Origin of the sequence: Deinococcus maricopensis DSM 21211, from assembly GCF_000186385.1 — a bacterium.
GTDB classification, from domain to species: domain Bacteria; phylum Deinococcota; class Deinococci; order Deinococcales; family Deinococcaceae; genus Deinococcus_B; species Deinococcus_B maricopensis.
In genome coordinates, this window is sequence record NC_014958.1 from 2,174,354 (window position 1) to 2,196,268 (window position 21,915).

25 protein-coding genes and 2 tRNA genes are annotated in these 21,915 nt (G+C 68.9%); 18 read left to right on the forward strand and 9 right to left on the reverse strand.

Annotated features, from left to right (window positions below; all coding sequences use genetic code 11):
• Positions 1-71: 71 nt before the first annotated feature.
• Positions 72-635 (forward strand): hypothetical protein, encoded by a 564-nt coding sequence (locus DEIMA_RS10065; protein ID WP_013557151.1) that lies wholly within the window; start codon positions 72-74, stop codon positions 633-635.
• A 43-nt stretch (positions 636-678) separates the two neighbouring features.
• Here DEIMA_RS10065 and bshA read toward each other — a convergent pair whose 3' ends face one another.
• Entirely contained in the window at positions 679-1,803 is a 1,125-nt protein-coding gene (gene bshA, locus DEIMA_RS10070) for an N-acetyl-alpha-D-glucosaminyl L-malate synthase BshA (protein WP_013557152.1), read from the reverse strand.
• A gap of 150 nt (positions 1,804-1,953) precedes the next feature.
• The gene (locus DEIMA_RS10075) at positions 1,954-2,331 is read right to left on the reverse strand and encodes a cupin domain-containing protein (RefSeq protein ID WP_013557153.1); all 378 of its coding nucleotides are present in this window, start codon (positions 2,329-2,331) and stop codon (positions 1,954-1,956) included.
• A gap of 78 nt (positions 2,332-2,409) precedes the next feature.
• Here DEIMA_RS10075 and DEIMA_RS10080 point away from each other — a divergent pair, with 78 nt between their 5' ends.
• The 3 genes from DEIMA_RS10080 (at position 2,410) to DEIMA_RS10090 (ending at position 4,266) form a co-directional block, all read left to right on the forward strand.
• The gene (locus DEIMA_RS10080) at positions 2,410-2,889 is read left to right on the forward strand and encodes a MarR family winged helix-turn-helix transcriptional regulator (RefSeq protein ID WP_043816641.1); all 480 of its coding nucleotides are present in this window, start codon (positions 2,410-2,412) and stop codon (positions 2,887-2,889) included.
• 60 nt (positions 2,890-2,949) lie between these two features.
• Positions 2,950-3,795 carry a DegV family protein gene (locus DEIMA_RS10085; protein ID WP_013557155.1) on the forward strand — a complete coding sequence of 282 codons (846 nt, stop codon included), beginning with the start codon at positions 2,950-2,952 and terminating at the stop codon, positions 3,793-3,795.
• Positions 3,796-3,912: 117 nt separating this feature from the next.
• Positions 3,913-4,266, forward strand: a complete 354-nt coding sequence (locus DEIMA_RS10090; protein WP_245528308.1) for a hypothetical protein — start codon at positions 3,913-3,915, stop codon at positions 4,264-4,266.
• Positions 4,267-4,367: 101 nt separating this feature from the next.
• Here DEIMA_RS10090 and rpsT read toward each other — a convergent pair whose 3' ends face one another.
• Positions 4,368-4,646: a 30S ribosomal protein S20 gene (gene rpsT / locus DEIMA_RS10095; RefSeq protein WP_013557157.1), complete on the reverse strand. Its 279-nt coding sequence runs from the start codon at positions 4,644-4,646 to the stop codon at positions 4,368-4,370.
• A gap of 186 nt (positions 4,647-4,832) precedes the next feature.
• On the opposite strand from rpsT, the gene DEIMA_RS10100 reads away from it, so the two are divergent.
• The 3 genes from DEIMA_RS10100 to DEIMA_RS10110 all read left to right on the forward strand — a co-directional run bounded on the left by DEIMA_RS10100 (position 4,833) and on the right by DEIMA_RS10110 (position 6,312).
• Positions 4,833-5,360, forward strand: a complete 528-nt coding sequence (locus DEIMA_RS10100; RefSeq protein ID WP_052303301.1) for a regulatory protein RecX — start codon at positions 4,833-4,835, stop codon at positions 5,358-5,360.
• Positions 5,361-5,454: 94 nt separating this feature from the next.
• A tRNA-Pro gene (locus tag DEIMA_RS10105) sits at positions 5,455-5,531 on the forward strand.
• Positions 5,532-5,601: 70 nt separating this feature from the next.
• Positions 5,602-6,312, forward strand: a complete 711-nt coding sequence (locus tag DEIMA_RS10110) for a metallophosphoesterase (RefSeq protein ID WP_013557159.1) — start codon at positions 5,602-5,604, stop codon at positions 6,310-6,312.
• A gap of 47 nt (positions 6,313-6,359) precedes the next feature.
• Here the strand turns inward: DEIMA_RS10110 and DEIMA_RS10115 are convergent, their stop codons facing one another.
• The gene (locus tag DEIMA_RS10115) at positions 6,360-7,217 is read right to left on the reverse strand and encodes a prephenate dehydratase (protein WP_013557160.1); all 858 of its coding nucleotides are present in this window, start codon (positions 7,215-7,217) and stop codon (positions 6,360-6,362) included.
• 81 nt (positions 7,218-7,298) lie between these two features.
• Between DEIMA_RS10115 and DEIMA_RS10120 the strand changes: the two genes are divergently transcribed.
• From DEIMA_RS10120 to DEIMA_RS10155, 9 genes are all read left to right on the forward strand, one after another.
• Positions 7,299-8,699 (forward strand): amidase family protein, encoded by a 1,401-nt coding sequence (locus DEIMA_RS10120; protein WP_013557161.1) that lies wholly within the window; start codon positions 7,299-7,301, stop codon positions 8,697-8,699.
• A 35-nt stretch (positions 8,700-8,734) separates the two neighbouring features.
• A tRNA-Val gene (locus DEIMA_RS10125) sits at positions 8,735-8,809 on the forward strand.
• 618 nt (positions 8,810-9,427) lie between these two features.
• Positions 9,428-10,441: an HD domain-containing phosphohydrolase gene (locus tag DEIMA_RS10130; protein WP_013557162.1), complete on the forward strand. Its 1,014-nt coding sequence runs from the start codon at positions 9,428-9,430 to the stop codon at positions 10,439-10,441.
• Between the two features lie 732 nt (positions 10,442-11,173).
• Complete coding sequence (locus tag DEIMA_RS18505; protein ID WP_013557163.1) at positions 11,174-13,039, forward strand: Tle-like phospholipase domain-containing protein; 1,866 nt, start codon at positions 11,174-11,176, stop codon at positions 13,037-13,039.
• 95 nt (positions 13,040-13,134) lie between these two features.
• Positions 13,135-13,506: a hypothetical protein gene (locus DEIMA_RS10140; protein ID WP_013557164.1), complete on the forward strand. Its 372-nt coding sequence runs from the start codon at positions 13,135-13,137 to the stop codon at positions 13,504-13,506.
• A gap of 242 nt (positions 13,507-13,748) precedes the next feature.
• Entirely contained in the window at positions 13,749-14,273 is a 525-nt protein-coding gene (locus DEIMA_RS16955; RefSeq protein ID WP_052303302.1) for a DUF892 family protein, read from the forward strand.
• A 140-nt stretch (positions 14,274-14,413) separates the two neighbouring features.
• Positions 14,414-15,151, forward strand: a complete 738-nt coding sequence (locus tag DEIMA_RS10145; RefSeq protein ID WP_013557166.1) for an SIMPL domain-containing protein — start codon at positions 14,414-14,416, stop codon at positions 15,149-15,151.
• A gap of 86 nt (positions 15,152-15,237) precedes the next feature.
• On the forward strand, positions 15,238-15,708 hold the full coding sequence (locus DEIMA_RS10150; protein ID WP_013557167.1) for an RrF2 family transcriptional regulator: 471 nt from the start codon (positions 15,238-15,240) through the stop codon (positions 15,706-15,708).
• A 51-nt stretch (positions 15,709-15,759) separates the two neighbouring features.
• Complete coding sequence (locus DEIMA_RS10155; protein WP_148235070.1) at positions 15,760-16,827, forward strand: quinone-dependent dihydroorotate dehydrogenase; 1,068 nt, start codon at positions 15,760-15,762, stop codon at positions 16,825-16,827.
• Between the two features lie 68 nt (positions 16,828-16,895).
• Here DEIMA_RS10155 and DEIMA_RS10160 read toward each other — a convergent pair whose 3' ends face one another.
• From DEIMA_RS10160 to pyrR, 4 genes are all read right to left on the reverse strand, one after another.
• Positions 16,896-17,315 carry a hypothetical protein gene (locus tag DEIMA_RS10160; RefSeq protein ID WP_013557169.1) on the reverse strand — a complete coding sequence of 140 codons (420 nt, stop codon included), beginning with the start codon at positions 17,313-17,315 and terminating at the stop codon, positions 16,896-16,898.
• Positions 17,316-17,380: 65 nt separating this feature from the next.
• Complete coding sequence (locus DEIMA_RS10165) at positions 17,381-18,631, reverse strand: dihydroorotase (protein ID WP_013557170.1); 1,251 nt, start codon at positions 18,629-18,631, stop codon at positions 17,381-17,383.
• A 19-nt stretch (positions 18,632-18,650) separates the two neighbouring features.
• The gene (locus DEIMA_RS10170) at positions 18,651-19,577 is read right to left on the reverse strand and encodes an aspartate carbamoyltransferase catalytic subunit (protein WP_013557171.1); all 927 of its coding nucleotides are present in this window, start codon (positions 19,575-19,577) and stop codon (positions 18,651-18,653) included.
• A complete protein-coding gene (pyrR, locus tag DEIMA_RS10175) occupies positions 19,574-20,122 on the reverse strand; it encodes a bifunctional pyr operon transcriptional regulator/uracil phosphoribosyltransferase PyrR (RefSeq protein ID WP_013557172.1) in 549 nt (182 codons plus the stop codon). The genes DEIMA_RS10170 and pyrR overlap by 4 nt, the downstream gene beginning before the upstream one ends.
• A gap of 305 nt (positions 20,123-20,427) precedes the next feature.
• Here pyrR and DEIMA_RS10180 point away from each other — a divergent pair, with 305 nt between their 5' ends.
• Positions 20,428-20,889: an Hsp20/alpha crystallin family protein gene (locus tag DEIMA_RS10180; RefSeq protein ID WP_013557173.1), complete on the forward strand. Its 462-nt coding sequence runs from the start codon at positions 20,428-20,430 to the stop codon at positions 20,887-20,889.
• A 57-nt stretch (positions 20,890-20,946) separates the two neighbouring features.
• Positions 20,947-21,171: a hypothetical protein gene (locus DEIMA_RS10185; RefSeq protein WP_013557174.1), complete on the forward strand. Its 225-nt coding sequence runs from the start codon at positions 20,947-20,949 to the stop codon at positions 21,169-21,171.
• Positions 21,172-21,292: 121 nt separating this feature from the next.
• Here DEIMA_RS10185 and DEIMA_RS10190 read toward each other — a convergent pair whose 3' ends face one another.
• Positions 21,293-21,904, reverse strand: coding sequence for a ParA family protein (locus tag DEIMA_RS10190; RefSeq protein WP_013557175.1), 612 nt, complete (start codon positions 21,902-21,904; stop codon positions 21,293-21,295).
• Positions 21,905-21,915: the final 11 nt, after the last annotated feature.

Here is a 21,915-nt window from a genome sequence, read left to right on the forward strand (position 1 = left end):
GCCCTCAGGAACGTGAGGTTCAATGTGCGTTTTCGTCAAACACGCATCAGGCCCGCACCTATACTGCAGGCATGAAACAGCTGATGCTGGCGATGGCGCTGCTCGCGTCGGGCGCACAGGCCCTCACCGTGAGTGGCAGTGTGACCGGCGCGGCGCCGCGTGGCGCCCGCATCGCGGCGTGGACCGTAAACGCCACAGGCGCGCCCCTCGCGTCCCTCACCGACGCCCCACTGAACGGCAGCGCATTCGACCTGGACCTGCCGGAGGGCGCGCCCGGCGCGCGCGCGGTCAGCGCCCTGCGCAGCGACACCCTGGTGTGGCCCGGCGTCGTAGACCCCGTCAACGTGAGCGCGCCCGTGAACGCCGCCGAGGTGAAGTTCTTCGTGTACACCGACGCGAACGGCAACGGCCGCCGCGACGCGAACGAGGACCTCAACGAGGTCACGCCGCTCGTCGGGCGCGCGCAGGCCGTGGTGGTGTGGGCAGACAACGCGGCGCGCGTGACCGCCGGGCGCGGCTTCGACGTGAACCTGAAGCCCGGCTGGAACGCCTTCGCGGTGGAGTTCGGCCGCGCCACGAAAGTCACGTCGCTCGGCGCGAGACCCGCCCTGCAGTTCAACCTCGGCAGCCGTTAAATGCAGGGCCCGGGGCAATCCCGGGCCCGCTCGCCCGCTCAGTTCAGGCGCGACCGGCAAGCTCGGTGTACGCGTCCAGGTACTGCGGCAGGATCAACGACGGGTGGAACCGCGTGACTGCCGCGCGCCGCGCCGCCGCGCCCATCGTGCGGTAGACGTCCTCGCTGCGCAGCACCCGCAGGGCCGCGTCCGCCATGCCGTCAACGTCACCCACAGGGCATGTGAACCCGGTCACGCCGTGCTCCACCACCTCGGGAATGCCGCCCGCATTGCTCGCCACGACCGGCACCTCGCAGCTCATGGCCTCCAGCGCCACCAGCCCGAAGCTCTCCTGGCTGCTGGGCAGCAGGAACAGGTCCGCGATACCGAGAATCGTCTGCACGTCCGGGAAGCTCCCCAGGAAGTGCACGCGCCCGATCACGCCGAGCTGCTGCGCCAGTTCGAAGGTTCGCGCGCGCTCGGGCCCGTCACCGATCATGAGCAGGCGCGCGGGTATTTCGCTGGCGATGCGCGCGAACACCCGCACGACGTCCTCCGTGCGTTTCACACCGCGGAAGTTGCTGACGTGCACGACAATCGCTTCGTCGGGCTGCGCGAACCGCAGGCGCACGCCGGGCTCGTGAATCCGCACGAACCGGTCCGTGTCCACGAAGTTGTGAATCACCTGAATGTCACGCTGCACGCCGAACAGGTCCTGCGTCTGCTGGGCGAGGAAGTGCGACACGGCCGTCACTTGATCGCTGCGTTCGATGGCGTCGCGGGTGGTGTGCTGGAACGCCGGCTCCAGCCCCACGAGCGTCACGTCCGTGCCGTGCAACGTCGTGATGACGCGGGAACTCCCCGTGATCTCCCGCGCGTGAATGGCCGAGCTGGCATGCGGGATGGCGTAGTGCGCGTGCGTCAAGTCGACGTTGTGCTCGCGGATCACCTCGACGAGGGTGTTGGTGCTGGCGAGCTCCGGAAAAGGCTGCTCGAACAGCGCGTACGCATACGAGCCGACCTGATGGAAGTATGGGCCGCGCGGGCCGGTCTGCCCGGCGAGGCGGAAGGGGACGTTGGAGCCGATGAAGTGAACGTCGTGACCTGCCTGCGCGACTTTCAGTCCAAGCTCGGTGGCGACCACGCCGGACCCACCGGCGCTCGCGTGACACAGGACGGCGATTCTCATGCGTCCGGGATTATAAGCGCCCTCCGTACGGCACTTTGTCATGCGAGTTGCGGCGAGGGCCCGCAAAATCCCGCAGAGGGCCCGGTCCTCACGCCGCCAACAGCCAAGAGGGAGCAGCGAAGAGGCCCGGCTGGTTTGGCAGTGCCGGGCTTATCTGATCCAGGGCGGGGTTGCTTCCTCACCGGTTTCGCGGAAGAACTGCATACCTGCGGCTGAGATGATCAGCCACTCGGCGTCGGTGGGTCCAGCGTTGTCCACGCGGTGTGGCGTGTGGGGCGGCACGATGAGGGTGTCGCCGGGGGCGAGATCGATGCGGGCCTCGTTGCTGCTGATGGTGACGTGGCCGGCGAGCATGACCATGATTTCCTCGCGGGTCTGGGTGTGGGTGGGGTTGAAGCCCCCGGGCACCTGGCGTTGGCGGACGACAGTGACCTCGTTGGCACCGAGGTGAGGCGTGGCGAGGCTGGTGCCGTGGTTGCCGTTGGGTGTTTCGAGAGCATGGGTGTCGTGCGCGCGGATGACGTTCATAGGGCCTCCTGTTCGGGCAGAGCCTGAACGCCCACATAGTAAATTAGCTTGTCCAATTAGACAAGTAGAATGACCACTATGATGAACCTCCCCGACCCCGCCACGCTCGAACAGGCCCGGCAGCAGCACATCGGGCGCCTTTTGCACCGCGCCGCCCGCGCCTACAACGTCCTCGCACTCGACAGGCTCCACGCCCACGGTCACACGCAACTGAGCCTCGCCCACACCAACCTGCTCCCCCACCTCGATACGCAGGGCACCCGCATCGTCACCCTCGCCGAACGCGCTGGCATGACCAAGCAGGCCGCCGGGCAACTCGTTGCCGAACTCGAAGCCGAAGGCTACGTCGAACGCCACCCCGACCCCGAAGACCGCCGCGCCACCCGCGTGCAGTTCACCCAGAAAGGCTGGCGCTACCTGCTCGACGCACAACAGGTCAAACGCACCATCGAAGACGACTACCGCACCCAACTCGGCGACCCCCTCTGGACACACCTGAACACCGCCCTCCACACCCTCCTGCGGGAACACACGCCCCCTGCCGAATCAACAACCTGAACCCTGTGCGGAAAGAACCCTGTCAGAGTCATGCAAGGGCCCCGTGCTTAGACTCACTCCATGATTGCTGTCGTCACGGATTCCACCTGCGACCTCAGCCCTGCGCAACTTCAGGAGCAGGGCGTCACGGTCGTTCCCCTTCACGTCCAAGTGGGCGATCAGCAGTTCCTGGACTGGGTGGAACTGGACCCAGACGACCTCTACCGACGCATGGAGCAAGGCCAGAGCGCCAGCACCCGCCCGCCCAGCGCCGAGACGTTCGCCGACATCTATCGCCAGCTGCTCACCACCCACCAGCACGTCGTGAGCCTGCACATCTCCGCACAACTCAGCGAGACCCTGCAACACGCCCGCCAGGCCGCGCAGCACCTCGGCGCAGAAGACCGTATCACCATCATCGACAGCGGCGTCACCACCGCCCCCCTCGCCGAGCTCGTTTTGCGCGCCGCGCACACAGCCCGCACCACCGAGAACCCCCGCGACGTCGTGACCGCCGTGACGCGCGCGCGCAGCCGTATGCACGCCGAATTCACCGTCACCGACCTCGAATACCTCCGACGCGGCGGGCGCCTGTCCCGCGCGGGCGAATTCATGGCGAACCTCCTGAACATCCGCCCGGTCCTCACCTTTGACGACGGCCGCATCGTTCCGGCCCGCCGCGTCCGCGGCAAAGGCGCCACGCAGGACATGATCGCCCGCATGACCGAACGTTTCGGCAACACGCCCATCAACGTCACCATCGCCATTGCCGGCCGCGACAAGGACCGCATCAACGAACTGCGCCTCGCCCTCAGCAACAGCAGCCTCAACATCGCGCAGGGCCGCGTGCAGCTAATCGGCGCCGTCACCGGCGCGCACGTCGGGCCAGGCACGTACGGCTTTCAGGCTGTGCCCGCAGACGCCTGACTTCAGGCCGGGAGGACATGACCATGCCCGCGCATGGTCACGTCCTCCTCTGCGGCGAGAATCGCACGACGTGCCCGGCGGATGTGACGTACATTAAGTGAACACATGAGATTGGTTTTGCTGGTCATTTTCCTGGGCCTGGCCCTTGCGTACTTCACGGCCGGCGTACGCCTGGGCTTCGTGACGCTGATGCCGACGTACATGCTGAACGCCAAAGGCACCGCCGAATACACCTACCGCGCGTACAATACGGACGATCAGGTGGGGGTCTCCGGCGAGTGCCGCAACGTCGAAGGGAAGGCCACGCTGCGCCTATACGCCCCGGACGGTCGGCAGATCGACGGGCGTACCTGCCCCGAAGGCACGTGGACGCTGCAGCTGCTCTCGAACGGGCAGCAGGGCTACTACCGGTTGTACATCGAGTACGACCACTTCACGGGCGTGCTGAACCTGAAAGAAAAACGCCAGTAACGGTTCAGGCTGATGCAAAACAGCCTGAACCGTTACTGGCGGATATCAGGAAAAAGGAGGCCCCAGTCTGACTGGGGCCTCCTTTGCTCCGGTGAGGGAGCTTACGCCTGAGCGGCGGCTTTGGCTTTGTTGATGCGCTTGGCGAGGCGGCTCTTCTTACGGGCCGCCGCGTTCTTGTGCAGGGTGCTGCCCTTGGCGGCCTTGTCGATCAGGCTCTCGGCCTTGCTCTGCAGCGCCACGGCGTTCTCGGCGCCTTCCTGGATGGCCTGAACGGCCTTTTTGGTGAAGGTCTTGATGGTGCTCTTGCGGCTGCGGTTGCGCAGGCGGCGCTTGAGGCTCTGACGGTGACGTTTCTGGGCGGACTTGTGGCGAAGGGCCATGGGATGCTCTCTTTCTCCCGCGCTGCGGGGCGGTCCCCGTCTTCCGGGAACTCGATGCGCGCCCCGTCGTGGGTGGGACCGCGCGCCGCAACGGTCAGCTGCGGGTCACCCACGGGTGTGCGTGGGCAACTTCGTTAAGATACACGCTCACGCGCGTGACAGCAAGCGCGCGGCATAGTAGGGAGCGTGCGCGCCCGACGCCCCCGCCCACCTGAAAGTGCCGCCGACGCCTCCGCTCCCCGCGCGCCGAGCGGCGCGGACCGCGAAGCCCTCATGCAGTACGCGTTCCGTGCCTTGGCGGCGCGGGCGCTGAGTGTCGCGGAGCTGCGCACGCGCCTGCTGCGCCGCGCCGCGAACGCCGAGGACGCCGAGTCGGTGCTGGCGCGCGTGCAGGAACTCGGGTACCTCGACGACGCGGCGCTGGCGCGGCAGGTGGCGGGCCGCTCAGGGGTGGGGCGTCACCGCGTGCGCGCGGACCTGACGCGGCGCGGCGTGGACGCGGACACGACGCAGCAGGCGCTCGAGGTCCGCGACGATGACCGGGAGGCGCAGGAAGCGGCGGCGCTGCTGGAGCGTCAGCTGCCGCGGTTCCTGCGGGCGCGTGATCCGCGCGGGAGTGCGTTCGCGTTCCTGGCGCGGCGAGGGTTCGGGAGTGGGGTGATCTGGCAGGTGCTGCGGCAGCATGATTTCGCGCCGCCGGACGACGGTGAGTGACGCGCGCGGTGCGCTTGACACGTTTGGGGCGCGCGGATAGACTACCTTCCGCACGAAGGGAATCACCCCAAGCGGGGCACCCTGAGGCGTGGATCGGGGCGTAGCGCAGCCTGGTAGCGCACTTGCTTCGGGAGCAAGGGGTCGGAGGTTCGAATCCTCTCGCCCCGACCACACGGAAACGGCCCTTCGCACCTGCGGGGGCCGTTGCTTTTGCGTAGCGGCGCCGCTAACGGGAGTCTGCTTGAGAGTTTTCGCCATCGCTGACCTGCACCTCGCGTTCGTTACGCCCAAGCCCATGACGGTCTTCGGACCAACGTGGGCGGGGCACCCGGACGCCATCTTCGACCGCTGGCGCGACGTGGTCCGCCCGGACGACGTGGTGCTGCTGCCCGGCGACCTCTCATGGGCCATGAAGCTCCCCGACGCCCTCACGGACCTCGCACCCATCGCGGCGCTGCCGGGCACGAAAGTGCTGCTGCGCGGCAACCACGATTACTGGTGGCCGAGCATCAGCAAACTGCGCGCGGCCCTGCCGAGCGGCATGTACGCCGTGCAGAACGACGCGTTGCGGTTCGGGGACGTGGTGGTGTGCGGCACGCGCGGCTGGAGCACCCCCGGTTCGGATGAGTTCGGCGCGGAGGACGCCCGCATCTACGCGCGCGAGCAGGAGCGCCTGAAACTCAGCCTGGACGCCGCGGGCCGCCTGGGCGGCGCGCGCACCGTGCTGATGCTGCATTACCCGCCCACCAGCGCAAACTTCAGCGCGACCGGCTTCACGGCGCTGATCGAGGCGTACCGGCCGGACGCCGTGGTGTACGGCCACCTGCACGGCGCGAACCCGGAGCGGACGCTGCGCCGCTGGCAGGGGACGCCCGCGCACCTCGTCGCGGCGGACGCGTTGCAGTTCACGCCGAAGCTGATCCTGGACGACGCCCTGAACGTGATGATCTGACCGCGCGAGAGGAGCCCCAGCTGGTGGGGCTCCTCTCGCGCGGTCAGTTAGGCGCTGCTGGGGTCGTACGGCGCCTGCGCGCGCGGGTAGCTGCCGATAATCTTCGCGAAGCTCGCCTTGCGCAGCACGCCCGCCAGCGCCAGCGCCACCTGCGGATCACGCGCGCTCCCCTCAATGTCGATGTAGATGAGGTAACTCCACGCGCGGTCCTTGCGGGGGCGCGACTCGATGCGGCTCAGGTTCAGACCGCGCAGTTCATTCAGCGTTTCGAGCAGGAACCCCGGCGTGTGCCGCACCGCGAACACCAGGCTGGTCTTGTGCGGCGCGTCGCTCGGCGCGGGCTCCTGCCGCGACAGCACCAGGAACCGCGTGTAGTTGAACGGCTCGTCCTCAATGGCCGCCGCGATGGACGCCAGACCGTAGATCTCCCCCGCGCGCGCGGACGCGATGACCGCCTCGTCACGCGCGCCACGCTCCGCGAGGTCCTTCGCGCTGCCCGCCGTGTCATGCGCCGCCACCGGCACCAGCCGGTGCCGTTCAATGAACCCCGTGCACTGATCCAACGCCGGCTGCTGCGACAGCACGCGGCGCACGTCCTCAACCGGCACGCCCGGCAGGGCCAGCAGGTGGTGGCTCACGCGGACGATCACCTCCCCGGTCACGTGAAGGTCCGTGTCCACCAGGAGGTCCATCGCCTGCAGGATGGCGCCCATCAGACTGTTCTCGACCGGCAGCACGCCCAGGTCCGCGTGGCCCTCGCGGACGGCAGCGAGCACCTCATGGAAGGTGGCGTGCGGCAGCGGCTGCGCGTGCGGGTGCGCCTGCAAAGCGGCCATTTCGCTGTACGCACCCGGGTTGCCCTGATACGCGACGGTGACGGTGGACGGGGCAAGAGGGTCAGTCATGGCGCGCAGCGTACCGCACGGCCCGCACCGCGCGGCGCAGTCGTCTGGCCCGCAGGGGCCGCCGCACGGTACGCTGCGCGCATGCCGGACAACCTGCTCACCCTGGGCGCCGCGGAACTCGCCGCCCGCGTGCGCGCCGGCCTGGACACCCAGGCCCCCACGCGCACGTATCTGCAACGCATTCAGACGCACGGCGCCCGCACCAACGCCATCACCCTCGTGAACCCCGACGCGGAAGCTGACGCCGCGCGCGCCACGCCGGACGGACTGCTCGCGGGCGTACCCGTCCTGGTCAAGGACAACATTGACGTGGCCGGGATGCCCACGACCGCCGGAAGCGCCCTGATGCGCGCCCACGTCCCCGACGAGGACGCCCCCCTCACCGCCCGCCTGCGCGCCGCCGGCGCCGTCATTCTCGGCAAGGCGAACCTGACCGAGTGGGCGAACTTCATGACGGTCGGCATGCCGAACGGGTACTCCTCCGGCGGCGGGCAGGTCCTGAACCCCTGGCGGGCCGGGCACGACGTGGGCGGCAGCAGCAGCGGCAGCGGCGCCGCCGTCGCAGACCGCCTCGCGCCCATCGCCGTCGGCACGGAAACCAGCGGCAGCATCCTCTCCCCCGCCCACCAGAACGGCGTGTACGGCCTGAAGCCCACCGTCGGCCTGATCCCCCGCACGGGCATCGTCCCCATCGCCAGCAGCCAGGACACTGCCGGGCCGCTGGGCCGCAGCGCCCGCGACTGCGCGCTTCTCGCGCAGGTCATGCAGGGCCCGGACGAACGCGACCCCGCCACGGCCGGCGCGCCCACCCTCGACTTCCTCGGCGCGCTGAACGACGCGGCGCTGCAGGGCGCCCGCATCGGCGTCGTCCGCGAACCGTACTTCTCGAACCTCACGGACGCCGAACGGGACGTGATGGAACGCGGCCTCGCCGCGCTGCGCGCCGCGGGCGCGACCGTCGTGGACGTCACCCTCGACACGGCGCAGGACCTGGAGGCGTGGCGGCTCGAAGTGCTCGTGCACGAATTCAAACGTGACCTGAACGCGTACCTTGCGGGCGTCCGCCATGGACCCCGCAGTCTCCGCGACGTCATCGACGGACTCAACGAGGACCCCGAACGCCTCGCGCTGCACGGCGCCACGCTGCTGCTCGCCGCTGAGGGCACGCGCGGCGACCTGAGCGAACGCCTGTACACGCAGGCGCGCGCCCGTGACCTCGACCTGACCCGCACGCGCGGCCTGGACGTCCTGTTCACCCGTAACGCTCTCGACGCCGTCCTGTTCCCGAAGTACCTGGGCTGCCACGTCGGCGCGAAAGCCGGGTACCCGAGCGTCGCGGTTCCAGTAGGCACGGCGGACGGCGTGCCGTGCGGCTTCATGCTCACCGGACCCGCCTGGAGTGACGCGCGCCTCCTTGCCTTCGCGCACGCCGCCGCGCCGCACCTGGGTGCGTGGACGCCCGCCCCGGACGCGAGCAGTTGACCTTCGCGCGGGCGCCCAGTAGCATGAGCGCTCGCGGGCGGTTAGCTCAGCGGTAGAGCGTTCCCCTTACAAGGGAAGGGTCGGGGGTTCAAATCCCTCACCGCCCACCAAGACAGGACCCCGTCAATGGCGGGGTCCTGTCAGTTCGGGGTGTTGGTCGCGCGGGCACTCTGACCTGCCACAGTTCTGGAGGGCTCATCCAGGTGAGCCGCGTCACCTGCAGAGGCCATTGACCCTGGGGACCTCCGGCTCCTGGTTCGGTGTGCACGTGGTCGTGTGAAGTTTTTCGGGGGCCCGCTGCAGGTCGGCCCCTATCATGTGCAAGCTGCTGCTCGCTGGGGGGCGAGTGCAGCGGGTAGTGACCTCCGGCTCGGGAAGAGTGGAGTGTGTTGCACCGCGCCCCGCTCTGGATGACTTCATCGGGCGGGGCGCTGCCTTTGCGGGCCAGCGGTCACGTGCGGCGAGGCCGGGTGGCAGACAAGGTCGCGCAAGCCGCCGTCCCGCAAGAGGACTTTGTTTGTGAGTGCCGTTTGACGTTCGCAGAGTGCGCGCCTTGACGCCTCCCCCGTCGCGGGAATGATCCTGCCACGCCCGCGCAGGGCGAGAAATGAGCAACGGAATGTCGATCCCTGAGCTTCAGGGCCGCGTGACTGCTGGTCTGTCAGGATGCTCAGTAAGGGAGGGCGCACGCCCTCATCAGGTTGTGTGCCCGGAGGAGACGCTGCCGTATGACCCCCACGCCACCCGCCCACGCTGACGACCTGGCTGATTACCAGGCACTCTTTGACCATGCGGGCGTGGGCCTGCTTGAGATCACGTTCGGGGGGTGCATCCGCCGCATTAATCCTGATGGGGCGGCGTTCTTCGGACTGCCTCGGGAGCAGCTGCTGGGCATGAGCGTGCTGGACGTCACGCACCCTGAAGACATCGAGCGGACGATTGAGGCGCTGGGGCGTGTGGTTCGCGGGGACGCGCCTGTGGTGGTGCTGGAGAAGCGGTACCTCCGTGCGGACGGTGAGGTTGTCTGGTCCCGGTCGCGGGTTTCGCTGCTGCCTGGGCGTGCGGGGCCGGCGGATTCGGTGGTGGCGGTCGTGGCGGACATCACGGAGTTGAAACGGGCACAGCAGGATTTGGAGCGGCTCAACGTCAACCTTCAGGCGACGCTGGAGGGGGGGCTGCTGGGTCTGGGGATCGCGCTGGAGGCCCGTGATCTCGAAACGGCCGGGCATACCGAGCGGGTGATGACGCTCAGTCATCAGCTCGGGGCCGCGCTGGGGCTGGACGGCGTGACACTGAATGAGCTTCGGCAGGGTGCGAGCCTGCATGATCTCGGGAAGTTGACGATTCCTGACGCGGTCCTGCTCAAGCCGGGGCGTCTGGACGCGGCGGAGTGGGCGCTCATGCAGACGCACGCCCATAACGGTCATGCGATGGCCGCGCGGATTCCCACGCTGGCACCGGCGGCCATGGGGGTCATCCGGCATCACCATGAGCGCTGGGACGGCACGGGGTACCCGGACCGGCTGAGTGCCGATGAGATTCCGCTGCTGGCGCGGATTTTCGCGGTGTGTGACGTGTATGACGCGCTGACCAGTGAGCGGCCATACAAGCACGCGTGGGCGCACGGGGACGCTCTGGCGGAGGTGCGTGCGCAGCGTGGCCGTCAGTTCGACCCGCACGTGGTGGACACCTTCCTGACCCTATTCGGGTCGTCCGGAGCAACCCCGTTGGGGCGGGCATGACCAGCGCTCACGGGACGTAAACGCACGAATTCTGCTGCGGCCGAGTCCGACGCTGCACCTGCTGAGCACACAGGAGTTCGCAGTGGGCCATCACCCGAGTGGACGTCCGCTGGAGTGATCCTGCACGTACCAAGTGACCTGCTGATCGGCACGGCGCACGCTATAGACGCCATGATCACGTCGGCCCTGACAGTGATCGTGCACCAGAACCGGCGGTGCCTGCCGTTCGGTTGGGTGTGCTCGCATTCGGGGTGCTCATCGTCCCGTGCGGGTTCACGCGTGTTCTGCATGTCGCCGGTGTCTGGTTGGATGCATACGTGCGGGTCATCACGGCGGTGGCGAGCATCGTCACCGCGGACGCGGCGTCTCCTTGATTTTGCGGCTCTCGCAGGCGTCGCAGGGTTGCCAGCGGGAGCTACAGCGGTCCAGGGCAGTCAACGCGGCGTTGCTGCGCCTTGTGCCGGTCCGCGGAATGGTCGGAGGACCCGCGTGGTATGGCGTGCGCTGCCGGGAGACGTGTCCTGTGAACGGGCTGGCGTCAGGGGCAGTGCGGCGACGCCCTCTCCACCAGCCTTCGCTGCAGAGCAGGTGATGGGCGCGCCTTCGCGTGCGGATGGCGCTGCGGGTTCGTGGCCTGCTTCGCCGCTGCGGGGTTCTCTTTGACCTTTTTCTATAGCAATTGGGGGCTCGCGTTCTGGTGTGCGGCGGGGTACTGTCGGGGAAAGGGGGAGCATGACGTTCGACGAAAAACGTTCAGCCACTGCGGCCACACCCGGCCACCTGCCGCACCTGCCGGTGCCCGCGAAGCCCGTCGCGCAAGCGGACGCGACGCGCGTGCAGGTGCGTGCGCCCGCACCGACCCTGAACCCGAATGGCCCGGCGGATGACGCCGCGCGGGCGCTGCACCGGGTGGTGGAGCAGCAGACGCGCCAGACGCCCACCACGGGCAGCCCGGCGACGCTTCTGTTGGGTGTGGAGGCGGCGGCGTCCATGCGGCTGGGCAGCACCCGGCACCTCGTGCACGACGAAGGCTGGTTGAGCGGCCCGAAGTACGCGAGTCTGGACGGTGCGGAGGGTGCGCTGGGCGGCATGTTGCGGCAGCTCAAAACGGCCGGTCGGCTGGACGGGGCGCTCAAGGCGTACGCGCGCCTGTACGGCAAGCAGTTCACGGCGGTGCTGGGGGAGCGCGTCCGTGATGTGAACGTCCGTCAGCGGTTGTTGAAGCTTCTGCCGCCGCTGATTCCGGCGGAGCAGCTGACCATGGACAGCTTCCTGGAGCAGTTGTCGGTCGGGTACGTGTACCTGAATGACACGGCGGAGCAGCTGCAGGGCAAGAGCAGCGATGGTCGGCGCGGCTCAAGCCCGAAGAACGTGCTGGAGACGTTCGGGTACCGTGCGGGCGCGCCGGTCAGCGGGAAGTGGGGCTTCCAGATGCGCGTGTTCTACCCCATTCCCGGCAAGGCGAAATGGCCGAACCCGATTGTGGCGTTCCGCGGGACGGAAGGCATTTCGTTCGACATCAAGGGCAAGCCGGAGGGCACCACGGACACGGTGATCGGGGACATGTCCCCGAAGGGCGTGGGGTACAACCAGTACGACCCGAACCGGGCGCTGATCCAGCGGAACATGGACGCCGCCGCGAAGCACGGGGACCTGATCATTACGGGGCATTCGCTGGGCGGCGCGCTCGCGCAGATCGCCGCGGTGGAGTACCGCGCGCAGACCCGCGCGGTGGTGACGTTCCAGTCGCCGGGCATTGACGAGGACGACACGGCCCTCGTGGAGGCGTACAACAGGGCGCATCCGACGGATCCGCTGCTGAGCCGCCACTACCGCATTGATGGGGACGCCGTGCCCACCGCCGGGGAAGAGCACCTGCCGGGGCAGATCTACTATTTCGACCGGGTGCAGCGCGCGAGGGGGAGCACCGCGCCATTCAAGTCCGAGCTGAGCTACGATTCGGCGGACCTGACGCGCGCGACGGCCGGGCACGTCATTCCGATGCTCAGCACGTACGTGCGGGGCATGGGCGTGACGCAGGGTCTGCTGGGCGAGATCGCCCGGGACGGCCTGCGTGACGAGAACAGCCTCGGTGATGACGCCAAGGACGTGCAGGTGGTGTTCGGCGGGCAGTACGGGACGGCGCAGGACCCGCGCCTGCAACTGGAGAAGAAGCGCACGACGACCGCCGTGAAGGGCATGGACATGATCTCGGCGTACACCGACGTGTATTACGACCAGATCGCCTACAACACGCTGCTTGCCACGGTGGAGCGGCGCGTTCCGAGGTACGCGAGTGCGCAGGCGTTCATGGCGGCCATGCGGACGTACCTGGATGGGTTCGCGGAAGGGCAGCAGCGGCTGCCGCTCACCGCGAATGACCGCGCGCTCGGTCAGCAGCTGCAGCTGCCGATGTTCACGCGGGATTACGCGCACCCGATTCCGACCGGCATGGGGATGCCCACGTACCCGATGATGGATTCCAAATGGGCGGACATGCAGGAGCAAGGGGTGACGATCAGTCAGGCGGCGGCGTTGCGCGTCGCTGCGGAGCTCGGCCGGATCTGGACGGCGTGGCACCCGGAAGGCGCAAAGTGAAGCTCGTCGTGATGCTGCTGGCGACGCTGGGGCTCGCGCTGGGCGCCCTGACGCAACGCAATTCCGCTCCCTCGACCGCTGGAAAGGACGCTTCCATGACCACCTCTTCGCTTTTGAAAGACCTCGGGGCTGCGCTGCAGGGCGCGGACCTGCAGCCCGCGGACTGCCAGTGGCTGTATGGGCGCATGCGGACGGGCACGAGTGCCTGCTGGATGAGCCGCGTCGCGCCGGACGCGCTCCTGAAGCAGGTGCAGGCGCACCTGAAGCCCGTGGGCGTGACGAGTGGCTGGAGCAATGATTATGGCGTGTGGGGGGCGTTCTATGCCCTGAACGGGCAGCCGGGGCGGACGTTCGGGGTGACGATCAAGCCGATTCCGGGTGAGCTGGAGTTCGAGGGCGTGAAGGCCGTGCAGGGGTACGAGAGTTTCGTGACGCTCACTGTGAACGAATCAGCCACCAGCAAGTAGCTGGTGGGGGCTGCGGGGTTGTGCCGCCCTGCTGCGCCTCGCTGGGGCCAGGGCGTTCGGTGCCCTGTCGGTTGAGGGCTCCTGGGCAGAATGGTTCCTCGCGCGTTGGGGATTGTTCTAGGGTTTGGCGCCTGAAGATGAAGAAGCCTTCATGAGGTTCAGGGGTGATGGGGGAACTTCAGCACGGGATCTTCATTCGCGCGGGACCTGTGCGTGGAGGCCGCGCGCCACAGTGAGGCACTGTGACCACGGACATGACGTTCTCACCGCCCGTCCCGGCGTCCACCGACGCGCTTCGGCGCACGTACATTGAGACGCTGCAGGACCTGCACAGAACCGAGCAGGCGCTGCTCGACGCGCTCTGCGCGTGGTGCAGTGCCGCCACCGAATCGACCCGCGCCCTGTTCGCCCGGCGCCTGGAGCACACGCGGGCACAGGCGATCCGGCTTGGGGGGTTGCTGCACCGCCTGGACGCGCCGCTTGATGCCGGGGCGTGCGCGGCGGTGCACGCGGAGCTGCAGGCCGCGCGGGACGCCGTGCGCGGCTGTCCCCGCGGGGCGCGGCGGGACACGCTGCTGCTGAACACGGCGGAACGCCTGAAGCTGCACCAGTTGCGGCAGTACGAGGCGGCGTGCCGGTACGCGCTGATCCTGAATGACGAGGAGGCGTTCGGGGTGTTGATGCTGGCCCTCGCGGACGAGCGCACTTCGGAGTACATCGTGCAGTACCTGTCCGACGGGGACTGGCCGGGCGATCCCGCCCACTGACGGACCCGGCTTGAGCCCCAAAGGCGCCCCGCGTAGGAGGCGCCTTTTTCGTGGGTGCGGGTTTTCATGCGTCGTCAGGTGGTGGGCGTACGCTGCAGTGGAGGCTTGGGGTGCACTTCAGGCGTCGGAGAGTGAGGGGCATGAAACGGGAGTTTCCACAGTTGTTCTGGGGGTTGGTGGTGCTGGCGCTGGCGCTGGCGGGCGCGGCGGTGTTCACGGTCGCGGCCGTCCGGGACGCGCGGCGGGCGAACGACGAGATCACGGTGACGGGCAGCGCGAAGCGCAGCATCACGAGTGACAACGCGATGGTGCGCCTGACGGTCAGCAATACGGGGTTCACGGCGCGTGAGGCGTACCCGACCGTGCAGGGGGACGCGCGGCGGGTCCTGTCGTTCCTGTCGGCGCAGGGCGTGCCGGACGCGGAGGTCACGCGGGTGCCGCTGCGCACGGAGTCCGGGACGTACACGGAGACGCTGCCGGACGGCCGGAAGGTGGAGCGCGCGACGGTGACGCTGACGCGTTCGTTCGAGGTGCAGTCTGCGAATGTCGCGCGGGTGGTGGCGGTGTCTCAGGGGGTCGGGAGCCTGATTGAGGAGGGCGTGGCGGTGCAGGTGGACCCGGTGCAGTACCTGTACACGCGCCTGGCGGATGTACGCATCCGGTTGCTGGCGGACGCGACGCGGGACGCGCGGGAGCGGGCGCAGGCGATTGCGGAGGCGAGCGGCGCGCATGTGGGCGCAGTGCGGAGTGCACGCATGGGGGTGTTCCAGATCACGCCGAAGAACACGACGCAGGCGGATGATTATGGGAGCTTCGATACGACCAGCCGGGAGAAGGATGTGACGGCGGTCGTAGGGGTCACGTTCGCGGTGCAGTAAGGGGGGATGAGAACTGGGCTGGGCAATCGTGAGGAAACCCGGGTTTGCAATACGGGTTTTACGGGTTTAAGATAGGAACCATTCCTATGTGGATCTCGACGAAAGCACAGTACGGCCTGCGCGCCCTCGTGGAAATCGGTCGCCGCCCCGGCGAGGCCGTCCCCCTCAAGGACGTCGCCGCCAACCAGGGCCTCAGCCAGCACTACCTCGAGCAGATCGCCAGCAACCTGCGCCGCGCCGGGTTCATCCGCAGCGTTCGCGGCGCGCACGGTGGCTACAAGCTCACCCGCACGCCCGACCTCATCAACACCTGGGACGTTGTCGTCGCCATGGAGGGCAGCCTCGCGCCCGTCGCGTGCGTTGAGGAAGGCCACTCCTGCGAACGCGAGGGCGTATGCGCCACGCAGGACCTGTGGCAGCGCGTCGAAGGCGCCGTGCGCGGCGTCCTGGGCGGCACGACCCTCGCGGACCTCATCCGCGAGAACGAACGCATCGAACACGCCCGCCTCGTGCAACTCGAACCGCTCCGCGCGGACGTCCTCACGCCGCGCCTGTAACGGCGCGCAGGCATCGCCCCTCAGGCTGAACTGGTAGCCTGAGGGGCGATGCTGTACGAGCGCCTCGCGAAGCCCGTCCTGTTCCGTCTCGACCCGGAGGACGCCCACCACCTGACCCTGCGCGGCCTGGAGTGGGCCTCCCACCTGCCCCTGCCGAACCTCGGTCCGGCCGACCCAGCCCTGCAGCAGACCCTGCTGGGCAGCACGTACGCCAGCCCCATCGGCCTCGCCGCCGGACTCGACAAGAACGCCGTGGCGGTGCCCGCCTTCAGCGCCATGGGCTTCGGTTTCGTGGAGGTGGGCACACTCACGCCCCGCGCGCAACCTGGCAACGACCGTCCGCGCCTGTTCCGCCTGCCCAGCGACGACGCCCTCATCAACCGCATGGGCTTCAACAACGACGGCGTGGACGCCGCCGCGCAGCGCCTAGCGCGCCTGCGCGTGCGGCGCGCGCCCGTATGGGCCAACGTCGGCCGCAACAAGACCACGCCGAACGAGACGGCCGCGCAGGACTACCGAGCGGGCGTGCGCGCCCTGTGGGACGTGGCGGACGCCTTTGTCGTGAACGTCAGCAGCCCGAACACGCCGGGCCTGCGCGCCCTGCAGCACGGCGACGACCTGCGCGCCCTGCTCACCGAAGTCATGCACGAGGCCGAAATGCAGCGGGTCCGCACGGCCCTGCGCCGCCCCGTGCTCGTGAAACTCGCGCCGGACCTCACGGGCGAGGAGCTGGAAGTCAGCGTGGAGGCCGCCCTCACGGCAGGCATCGAGGGGCTGATCCTCACGAACACCACCCTCAGCCGCGAGGGCCTCACGCACGCGCACCGCGAGCAGACCGGCGGCCTGAGCGGGCGGCCCCTCACGGCCCGCAGCACGCAGCTGGTGCGCGACGCGTACCGCCTCACACGCGGGCGCGTGCCTATCGTCGGCGTGGGCGGCGTCTTTACTGCGCAGGACGCGCTCGACAAGATCACCGCCGGCGCGAATCTCGTGGAGCTCTACACGGCCCTGATCTACCGCGGTCCCGGCGTGGTGCGCGCCCTCAACGCCGGGCTGACGCGGCGGCTGCGTGAGCGCGGCTTCCGCAACGTCGCGGAAGCGATCGGCACGGACGCCTGACGCTCCCTGCGCCTCCCTCGCCGGCCCCGGGGCTCACCCAGGGCCGGCTTTGCCTGAAGGCGCGCCGCTCAGGGCCGCCCGCTGATGGTCACGAGGGTCGTGCCGCCCTCACGCTGCGCGAGGTACTGCACGCGCCCCGTGGGGCCATCCAGGAAGACGCTCAGGGTCCCTGCGTTGATGGGGTCACGGGCGATCAGCCGCCACCCGTTGCGGCGCAGGCTCGGCAGGAGCGCCTCCGGCTGCCACCCCTGCACGCGGAAGCTCTCCACGCGCGACACGCGCTCCCGGACCTCCTGCACGTAACTGGAGGATGACGGGCATTCCGGCGTCGCCCCGGCGGGAATCGGCCCGGCCTGCCCGGCCCACACCTGCCCGCGCACGTCGAAGCAGTACAGCGGGCCGCGCCAGCGCGCTTCCCGCATCCAGAAGGCCCCGAGGAGCGCGACGACGAGGGTGGCAGCGAGGATGGGCGGGAGGGCGCGGCGCATGCGCCCCAGCGTAAACGAGGGAGGGCGGGCCGCATGACCCGCCCTCCGCTTCCGGTGCCCGGAGCTTACGCGCGCTCGAACGCGACGCGCCCTCCCACGACCGTCAGGGTGGGCCAGCCGCGCAGCGTCTCCCCCGCCCACGGCGTGTGCTTCGCCTTGCTCTTGAACGTCGACGGGTCCACGACGCGTTCCGTGTCGAGGTCCACCACCGTGAAGTCCGCAGGCGCGCCCTCGGTCAGGTTCGGCTCGTCCCAGCCCATCAGGCGCGCGGGCGCTGAGGTCATGAGGTTCACGATGCGCTCCACGCCGAGCGTGTCCGCGAATCGCGTGACCATCAGCGGGAACGCCAGCTCGATGTACGCAATGCCAAACGGCGCTTCCAGCAGGTCGCGTTCCTTTTCCGCGCGGGTGTGCGGCGCGTGGTCCGTGCTGAGGCAGTCCACCGTACCGTCCAGCAGGCCCGCGAGGAGCGCGTCCGCGTCCGCCTGCGTGCGCAGGGGCGGCGCGACCTTGTACAGCGCGTCGAAGGACCGCAGCGCCTCGTCCGTGAGGGTCAGGTGGTGCGGGCACACCTCGCACGTGACCGGCACGCCGCGTTTTTTGGCTTCGCGGACGAGGTCGAGGGCGCGGGCGGTGCTGAGATGCTGCACGTGCAGCCGCGCGCCCGTGAACGCCGCGATCTCAATGTCGCGCGCCACGCGGGCCGCCTCCGCCGCTGCAGGGTTGCCGGGCAGGCCGAGCGCCTCACTCACCGGGCCCTCGTTCATCACGCCGTCCGCGCGCAGGGTGGCGTCCTCCGCGTGGACGCTGACCATCAGGCCGAGGGAGTGCGCGTACTCCAGCCCGAGGCGCAGCATGCGGGCGTCCTCGTTGGTGCGGCCGTCATCGGTGAACATCACGGCGCCCGCGTCCTTGAGCAGCGCGAGTTCCGCGAGTTCCTTGCCCGACTGCCCCTTCGTGAGGGCCGCGGCGGGTCGCAGACGCGCGAGCCCAAGGCCGTCTGCCTTCTCGATCAGGGCACGCACGATGCTGGGATCATCCACGACGGGGCTGGTGTTCGGCATGCTCACGACCGTGCCGTACCCGCCCGCTGCGGCGGCCGCGAGGCCCGAGGCGAGGTCCTCTTTTTCGGTCTGGCCGGGTTCGCGCAGGTGCGCGTGCAGCTCGATCAGCGCGGGAATGACGGTGCCGCCGCGCCCGTCGAGGGTCTGCTCGGCAGTGTCGTTCAGGTTCCAGCCCTTGATGTAGCCGTTCTCGACGAACAGCGTTTCGAGTTGCTCACTCCCGAGGCGTTTCACGTTCTCAATTTTCAGCATTGCTTTTGCCTCTTCTCTTTCAGGCTCGTCCGACGAGGAGGTGGTACAGGACGCTCATGCGGATGGCCTGCCCGTTCTCGACCTGCTGCAGGATGCGGCTGCGCGGGCCGTCAGCGGCGGCGCTGCTGATTTCCACGTCGCGGTTCATAGGGCCAGGGTGCAGGACGATGGCGTCGTCGCTCGCGCGCGCAAGGAGCGCGTCGTTGACCTGGTACTCGCGGATGTACTCCTGGAGGCTGCCGAGGTAGCCGCCGTTCATGCGTTCGCCCTGGAGGCGCAGCGCCATGACGGCGTCGGCGCCGGTGACGGCGTCCTGCGCGTTCGTGGTGAGTTTCACGCCGGGGAGGTGCGCGAGGTCGCGCGGGAGGAGCGTGGCGGGGCCGCAGAGGGTGACGTTCGCGCCGAGCATGGGGAGCAGCTGGGCGTTGCTGCGGGCGACGCGGGAGTGGCGGACGTCGCCGATGATGGTGACGTTTTTGCCTTCGAGGCTGCCGAGTTCGCGGCGGATGGTGTACGCGTCGAGAAGCGCCTGGGTGGGGTGGGCGCGGCGGCCGTCGCCGGCGTTGATGACAGGTTTGCCGCTGTACTTGGCAACGAGGTGCGCGGCGCCGCTGGCGTGGTGGCGGACGATGAACGCGTCGACCTTGTAGGCGGTGAGCGTTTCGATGGTGTCGCGGAGGCTTTCGCCTTTGCTGACGCTGCTGCTGCCGGCCGCGAAGCTGAGGACGTCGGCGCTCATGCGGCGCGCGGCGAGTTCGAAGCTGGTGCGGGTGCGGGTGCTGTTCTCGAAGAACGCGGTGCAGACGGTGAGGCCCTGCAGGGCGGGGACCTTCTTGACGGGGCGGTCCAGGACGGCGCGCATGACGTCGGCGTTGTCGAGGATGGCACCCAGGCGTTCGGGGGTGTAGTCGTCGAAGTCGAGGAGGTGGCGGGGGCGGGCGTTCATTGGACGTCCTCGAGGTTCCAGAGTTCGACGCTGTCGCTGCCGTCGGTTTCGTGGAGTTTCACTTTGACGACTTCGCCCTGGCTGGTGGGGAGGTTCTTGCCGACGTAGTCCGCGCGGATGGGGAGTTCGCGGTGGCCGCGGTCGACGAGGACGGCGAGCTGGATGCCGGCGGGGCGGCCGAGGTCGATGAGGGCGTCGAGGGCGGCGCGGATGGTGCGGCCGGTGTAGAGGACGTCGTCAACGAGGATGACGCGGCGTTGGTTGAGGTCGAAGGGGACCTGCGTTTCGCGGATGATGGGTTGGCGGGCGATTTCGCTGAGGTCGTCGCGGTAGAGGGTGATGTCGAGGCGGCCCTGGGGAACGTCGACGCCTTCGAGTTCGTGGAGTTTCGCGGCGAGGCGGGCGGCGAGGGGGATGCCGCGGGTGTGGATGCCGACGAGGGCGAGGTCTTGGGCGCCGCGGTTGCGTTCGAGGATTTCGTGAGCGATGCGGGTGAGGGCGCGGCGCATTTCGTCGGCGTTGAGGATGGTGGCTTTGGGGTTCATGCGTTCACCTGGGGGGTGGGCATGAAAAAACGGCCGTCCAGCGGGTGCTGGCGGCGGTGGTGGTGGTCGTTCATGTGGTGCTCCTTTCCTGCCTCACGGGGCGGGTGCGGACTCGCGGTTCCGCGTGAAAGGGGGTGGCGTCCGGGGGTCGGGCGCGCTCGGGTGAGTGTAGGGGGGGCGGGCGGTTCCGCGCAAGTCCCGCCTAAGGAGTCAATTAACTTGACACAATAGCACTCAAGTAATAAGATAGTGACACATCGGAAGTGCGTTTCCGATCCCGACACCAACACTCAGGAGGTCAACACATGATGCGTTTTGATCCTTTCCGCGAAATTGAAGAGCTGAGCCAGCGTATGGACCGCGTGTTCGGCGCGACCACCAACACCCCCGCCCGCTTCGCCCCCAACGTGGACATCCACGAAGACGACCAGGGCCTCGAAATCGGCCTGGACCTCCCGGGCGTCGACCCCGCCAACATCCAGGTCGAAGCCGAGAACAACACCCTGACCGTACAGGCCGAACGCAAGTACGACCGCAGCGAAGGGCGCACCGCCCACCGCGTCGAACGCGCGTACGGCACCTTCAGCCGCACCTTCAGCGTCCCCGCGAAGTACGACCTCAGCAAGCTCGAAGCCACGTACACCAATGGCACGCTCAGCCTGCGCCTCCCGCGCAGCGAAGCCAGCCTGAAGCGCACCATCGAAGTGAAGGCCGTCACCAACGTCAGCAAACCCGCCATCGAAGCGGCGGCCACCAACCAGGCCTGACCCACCGAAAGCGCCCGCGTGCATGCACGCGGGCGCTTTTCCTTTTATCCTGCGCGCATGACCCCACCGGACCCGCGCGTCCCGGACCTGATGCGCCGCGAGGTGTACTGGATCGCGCGCGTCATGCGCGAGCAGGGCAGCCGTTTCTACGCGGCCCTCGCGGACGCCCTCGACGCCGCCGACGCCACGAACCGACGCACGCTGTACGCTACGTGGACCGACGCCTTCTGGGACTTCGCCCAGCGCGCCGACGCCCTCGCCGCCCGCGAAGAGCCCGAGTGAGCAGCCGAGCGGCAGCCCCCGCCTGACCTGCTGACAGCGCCGAGCAGCCCGGCACCGCCCTCCCCCACCACCGAAGCGGAAGCGCCGCCCCTCACCCTGTGGCCTTCAGCGCCGGCGGGCGTCAGGCGGAGGCGTGCAATTCCCGCGCGAGGTTCAGCACGTCCGTCCAGGCCTGCGGCGCGCGCTCGTCAGGCACATCACGCACGAGGACGCCCGCTTCGGCCGCGCGGGTGTACGCCGCGTACGCCCGCACGGTCTGCGCCGCCACGCGGGTGCCTCCAGCACGCAAGCGTGCGCGCGCTGCCTCGGCCGCGCCGCCCACCGGCGGAACGCGCGTCAGCACCACGACCGGCGAGGCGCCCTCCGCGCGCAGGTACGCGTCGAGGGCCGCGGCGCTCTCCAGTTCCAGCGGGCTCACGCCCGTGGGAATCACAATCAGGTCGGCGCTCTGCGCGAACGCGCGCAGCTCCTTGCGTTTCGGTCGGCCCCACGTGTCCGTAAGGACCACGTCGGCGTCCGCGAGGCGCTTCGGGCGCGCGTCGTCCTCCGCGAACACGTCGAACGGCAGGCCCGGCCCGCGCGCGTGCCACGCGAGGCTCGACCCGACGCGGTCGTCCCCATCGAGCAGGACGACGCGCACCCCCAGGTCCACCCAGGCGCCCGCGAGGTGAACGGCCAGGGTGCTTTTCCCCACGCCTCCTTTTTCCGACGTGACGGCCACGCGCTGCTTCATGGCTGGAAGCG

Excerpts from the sequence above, each read along its gene's own strand:
- DEIMA_RS10065 (WP_013557151.1), top strand. The coding sequence starts at position 72 with ATGAAACAGCTGATGCTGGCGATGGCGCTGCTCGCGTCGGGCGCACAG.
- bshA (WP_013557152.1), bottom strand. The coding sequence starts at position 1,803 with ATGAGAATCGCCGTCCTGTGTCACGCGAGCGCCGGTGGGTCCGGCGTG.
- DEIMA_RS10075 (WP_013557153.1), bottom strand. The coding sequence starts at position 2,331 with ATGAACGTCATCCGCGCGCACGACACCCATGCTCTCGAAACACCCAAC.
- DEIMA_RS10080 (WP_043816641.1), top strand. The coding sequence starts at position 2,410 with ATGATGAACCTCCCCGACCCCGCCACGCTCGAACAGGCCCGGCAGCAG.
- DEIMA_RS10085 (WP_013557155.1), top strand. The coding sequence starts at position 2,950 with ATGATTGCTGTCGTCACGGATTCCACCTGCGACCTCAGCCCTGCGCAA.
- rpsT (WP_013557157.1), bottom strand. The coding sequence starts at position 4,646 with ATGGCCCTTCGCCACAAGTCCGCCCAGAAACGTCACCGTCAGAGCCTC.
- DEIMA_RS10115 (WP_013557160.1), bottom strand. The coding sequence starts at position 7,217 with ATGACTGACCCTCTTGCCCCGTCCACCGTCACCGTCGCGTATCAGGGC.
- DEIMA_RS10120 (WP_013557161.1), top strand. The coding sequence starts at position 7,299 with ATGCCGGACAACCTGCTCACCCTGGGCGCCGCGGAACTCGCCGCCCGC.
- DEIMA_RS10130 (WP_013557162.1), top strand. The coding sequence starts at position 9,428 with ATGACCCCCACGCCACCCGCCCACGCTGACGACCTGGCTGATTACCAG.
- DEIMA_RS18505 (WP_013557163.1), top strand. The coding sequence starts at position 11,174 with ATGACGTTCGACGAAAAACGTTCAGCCACTGCGGCCACACCCGGCCAC.
- DEIMA_RS10140 (WP_013557164.1), top strand. The coding sequence starts at position 13,135 with ATGACCACCTCTTCGCTTTTGAAAGACCTCGGGGCTGCGCTGCAGGGC.
- DEIMA_RS10145 (WP_013557166.1), top strand. The coding sequence starts at position 14,414 with ATGAAACGGGAGTTTCCACAGTTGTTCTGGGGGTTGGTGGTGCTGGCG.
- DEIMA_RS10150 (WP_013557167.1), top strand. The coding sequence starts at position 15,238 with ATGTGGATCTCGACGAAAGCACAGTACGGCCTGCGCGCCCTCGTGGAA.
- DEIMA_RS10160 (WP_013557169.1), bottom strand. The coding sequence starts at position 17,315 with ATGCGCCGCGCCCTCCCGCCCATCCTCGCTGCCACCCTCGTCGTCGCG.
- DEIMA_RS10165 (WP_013557170.1), bottom strand. The coding sequence starts at position 18,631 with ATGCTGAAAATTGAGAACGTGAAACGCCTCGGGAGTGAGCAACTCGAA.
- DEIMA_RS10170 (WP_013557171.1), bottom strand. The coding sequence starts at position 19,577 with ATGAACGCCCGCCCCCGCCACCTCCTCGACTTCGACGACTACACCCCC.
- pyrR (WP_013557172.1), bottom strand. The coding sequence starts at position 20,122 with ATGAACCCCAAAGCCACCATCCTCAACGCCGACGAAATGCGCCGCGCC.
- DEIMA_RS10180 (WP_013557173.1), top strand. The coding sequence starts at position 20,428 with ATGATGCGTTTTGATCCTTTCCGCGAAATTGAAGAGCTGAGCCAGCGT.
- DEIMA_RS10185 (WP_013557174.1), top strand. The coding sequence starts at position 20,947 with ATGACCCCACCGGACCCGCGCGTCCCGGACCTGATGCGCCGCGAGGTG.
- DEIMA_RS10190 (WP_013557175.1), bottom strand. The coding sequence starts at position 21,904 with ATGAAGCAGCGCGTGGCCGTCACGTCGGAAAAAGGAGGCGTGGGGAAA.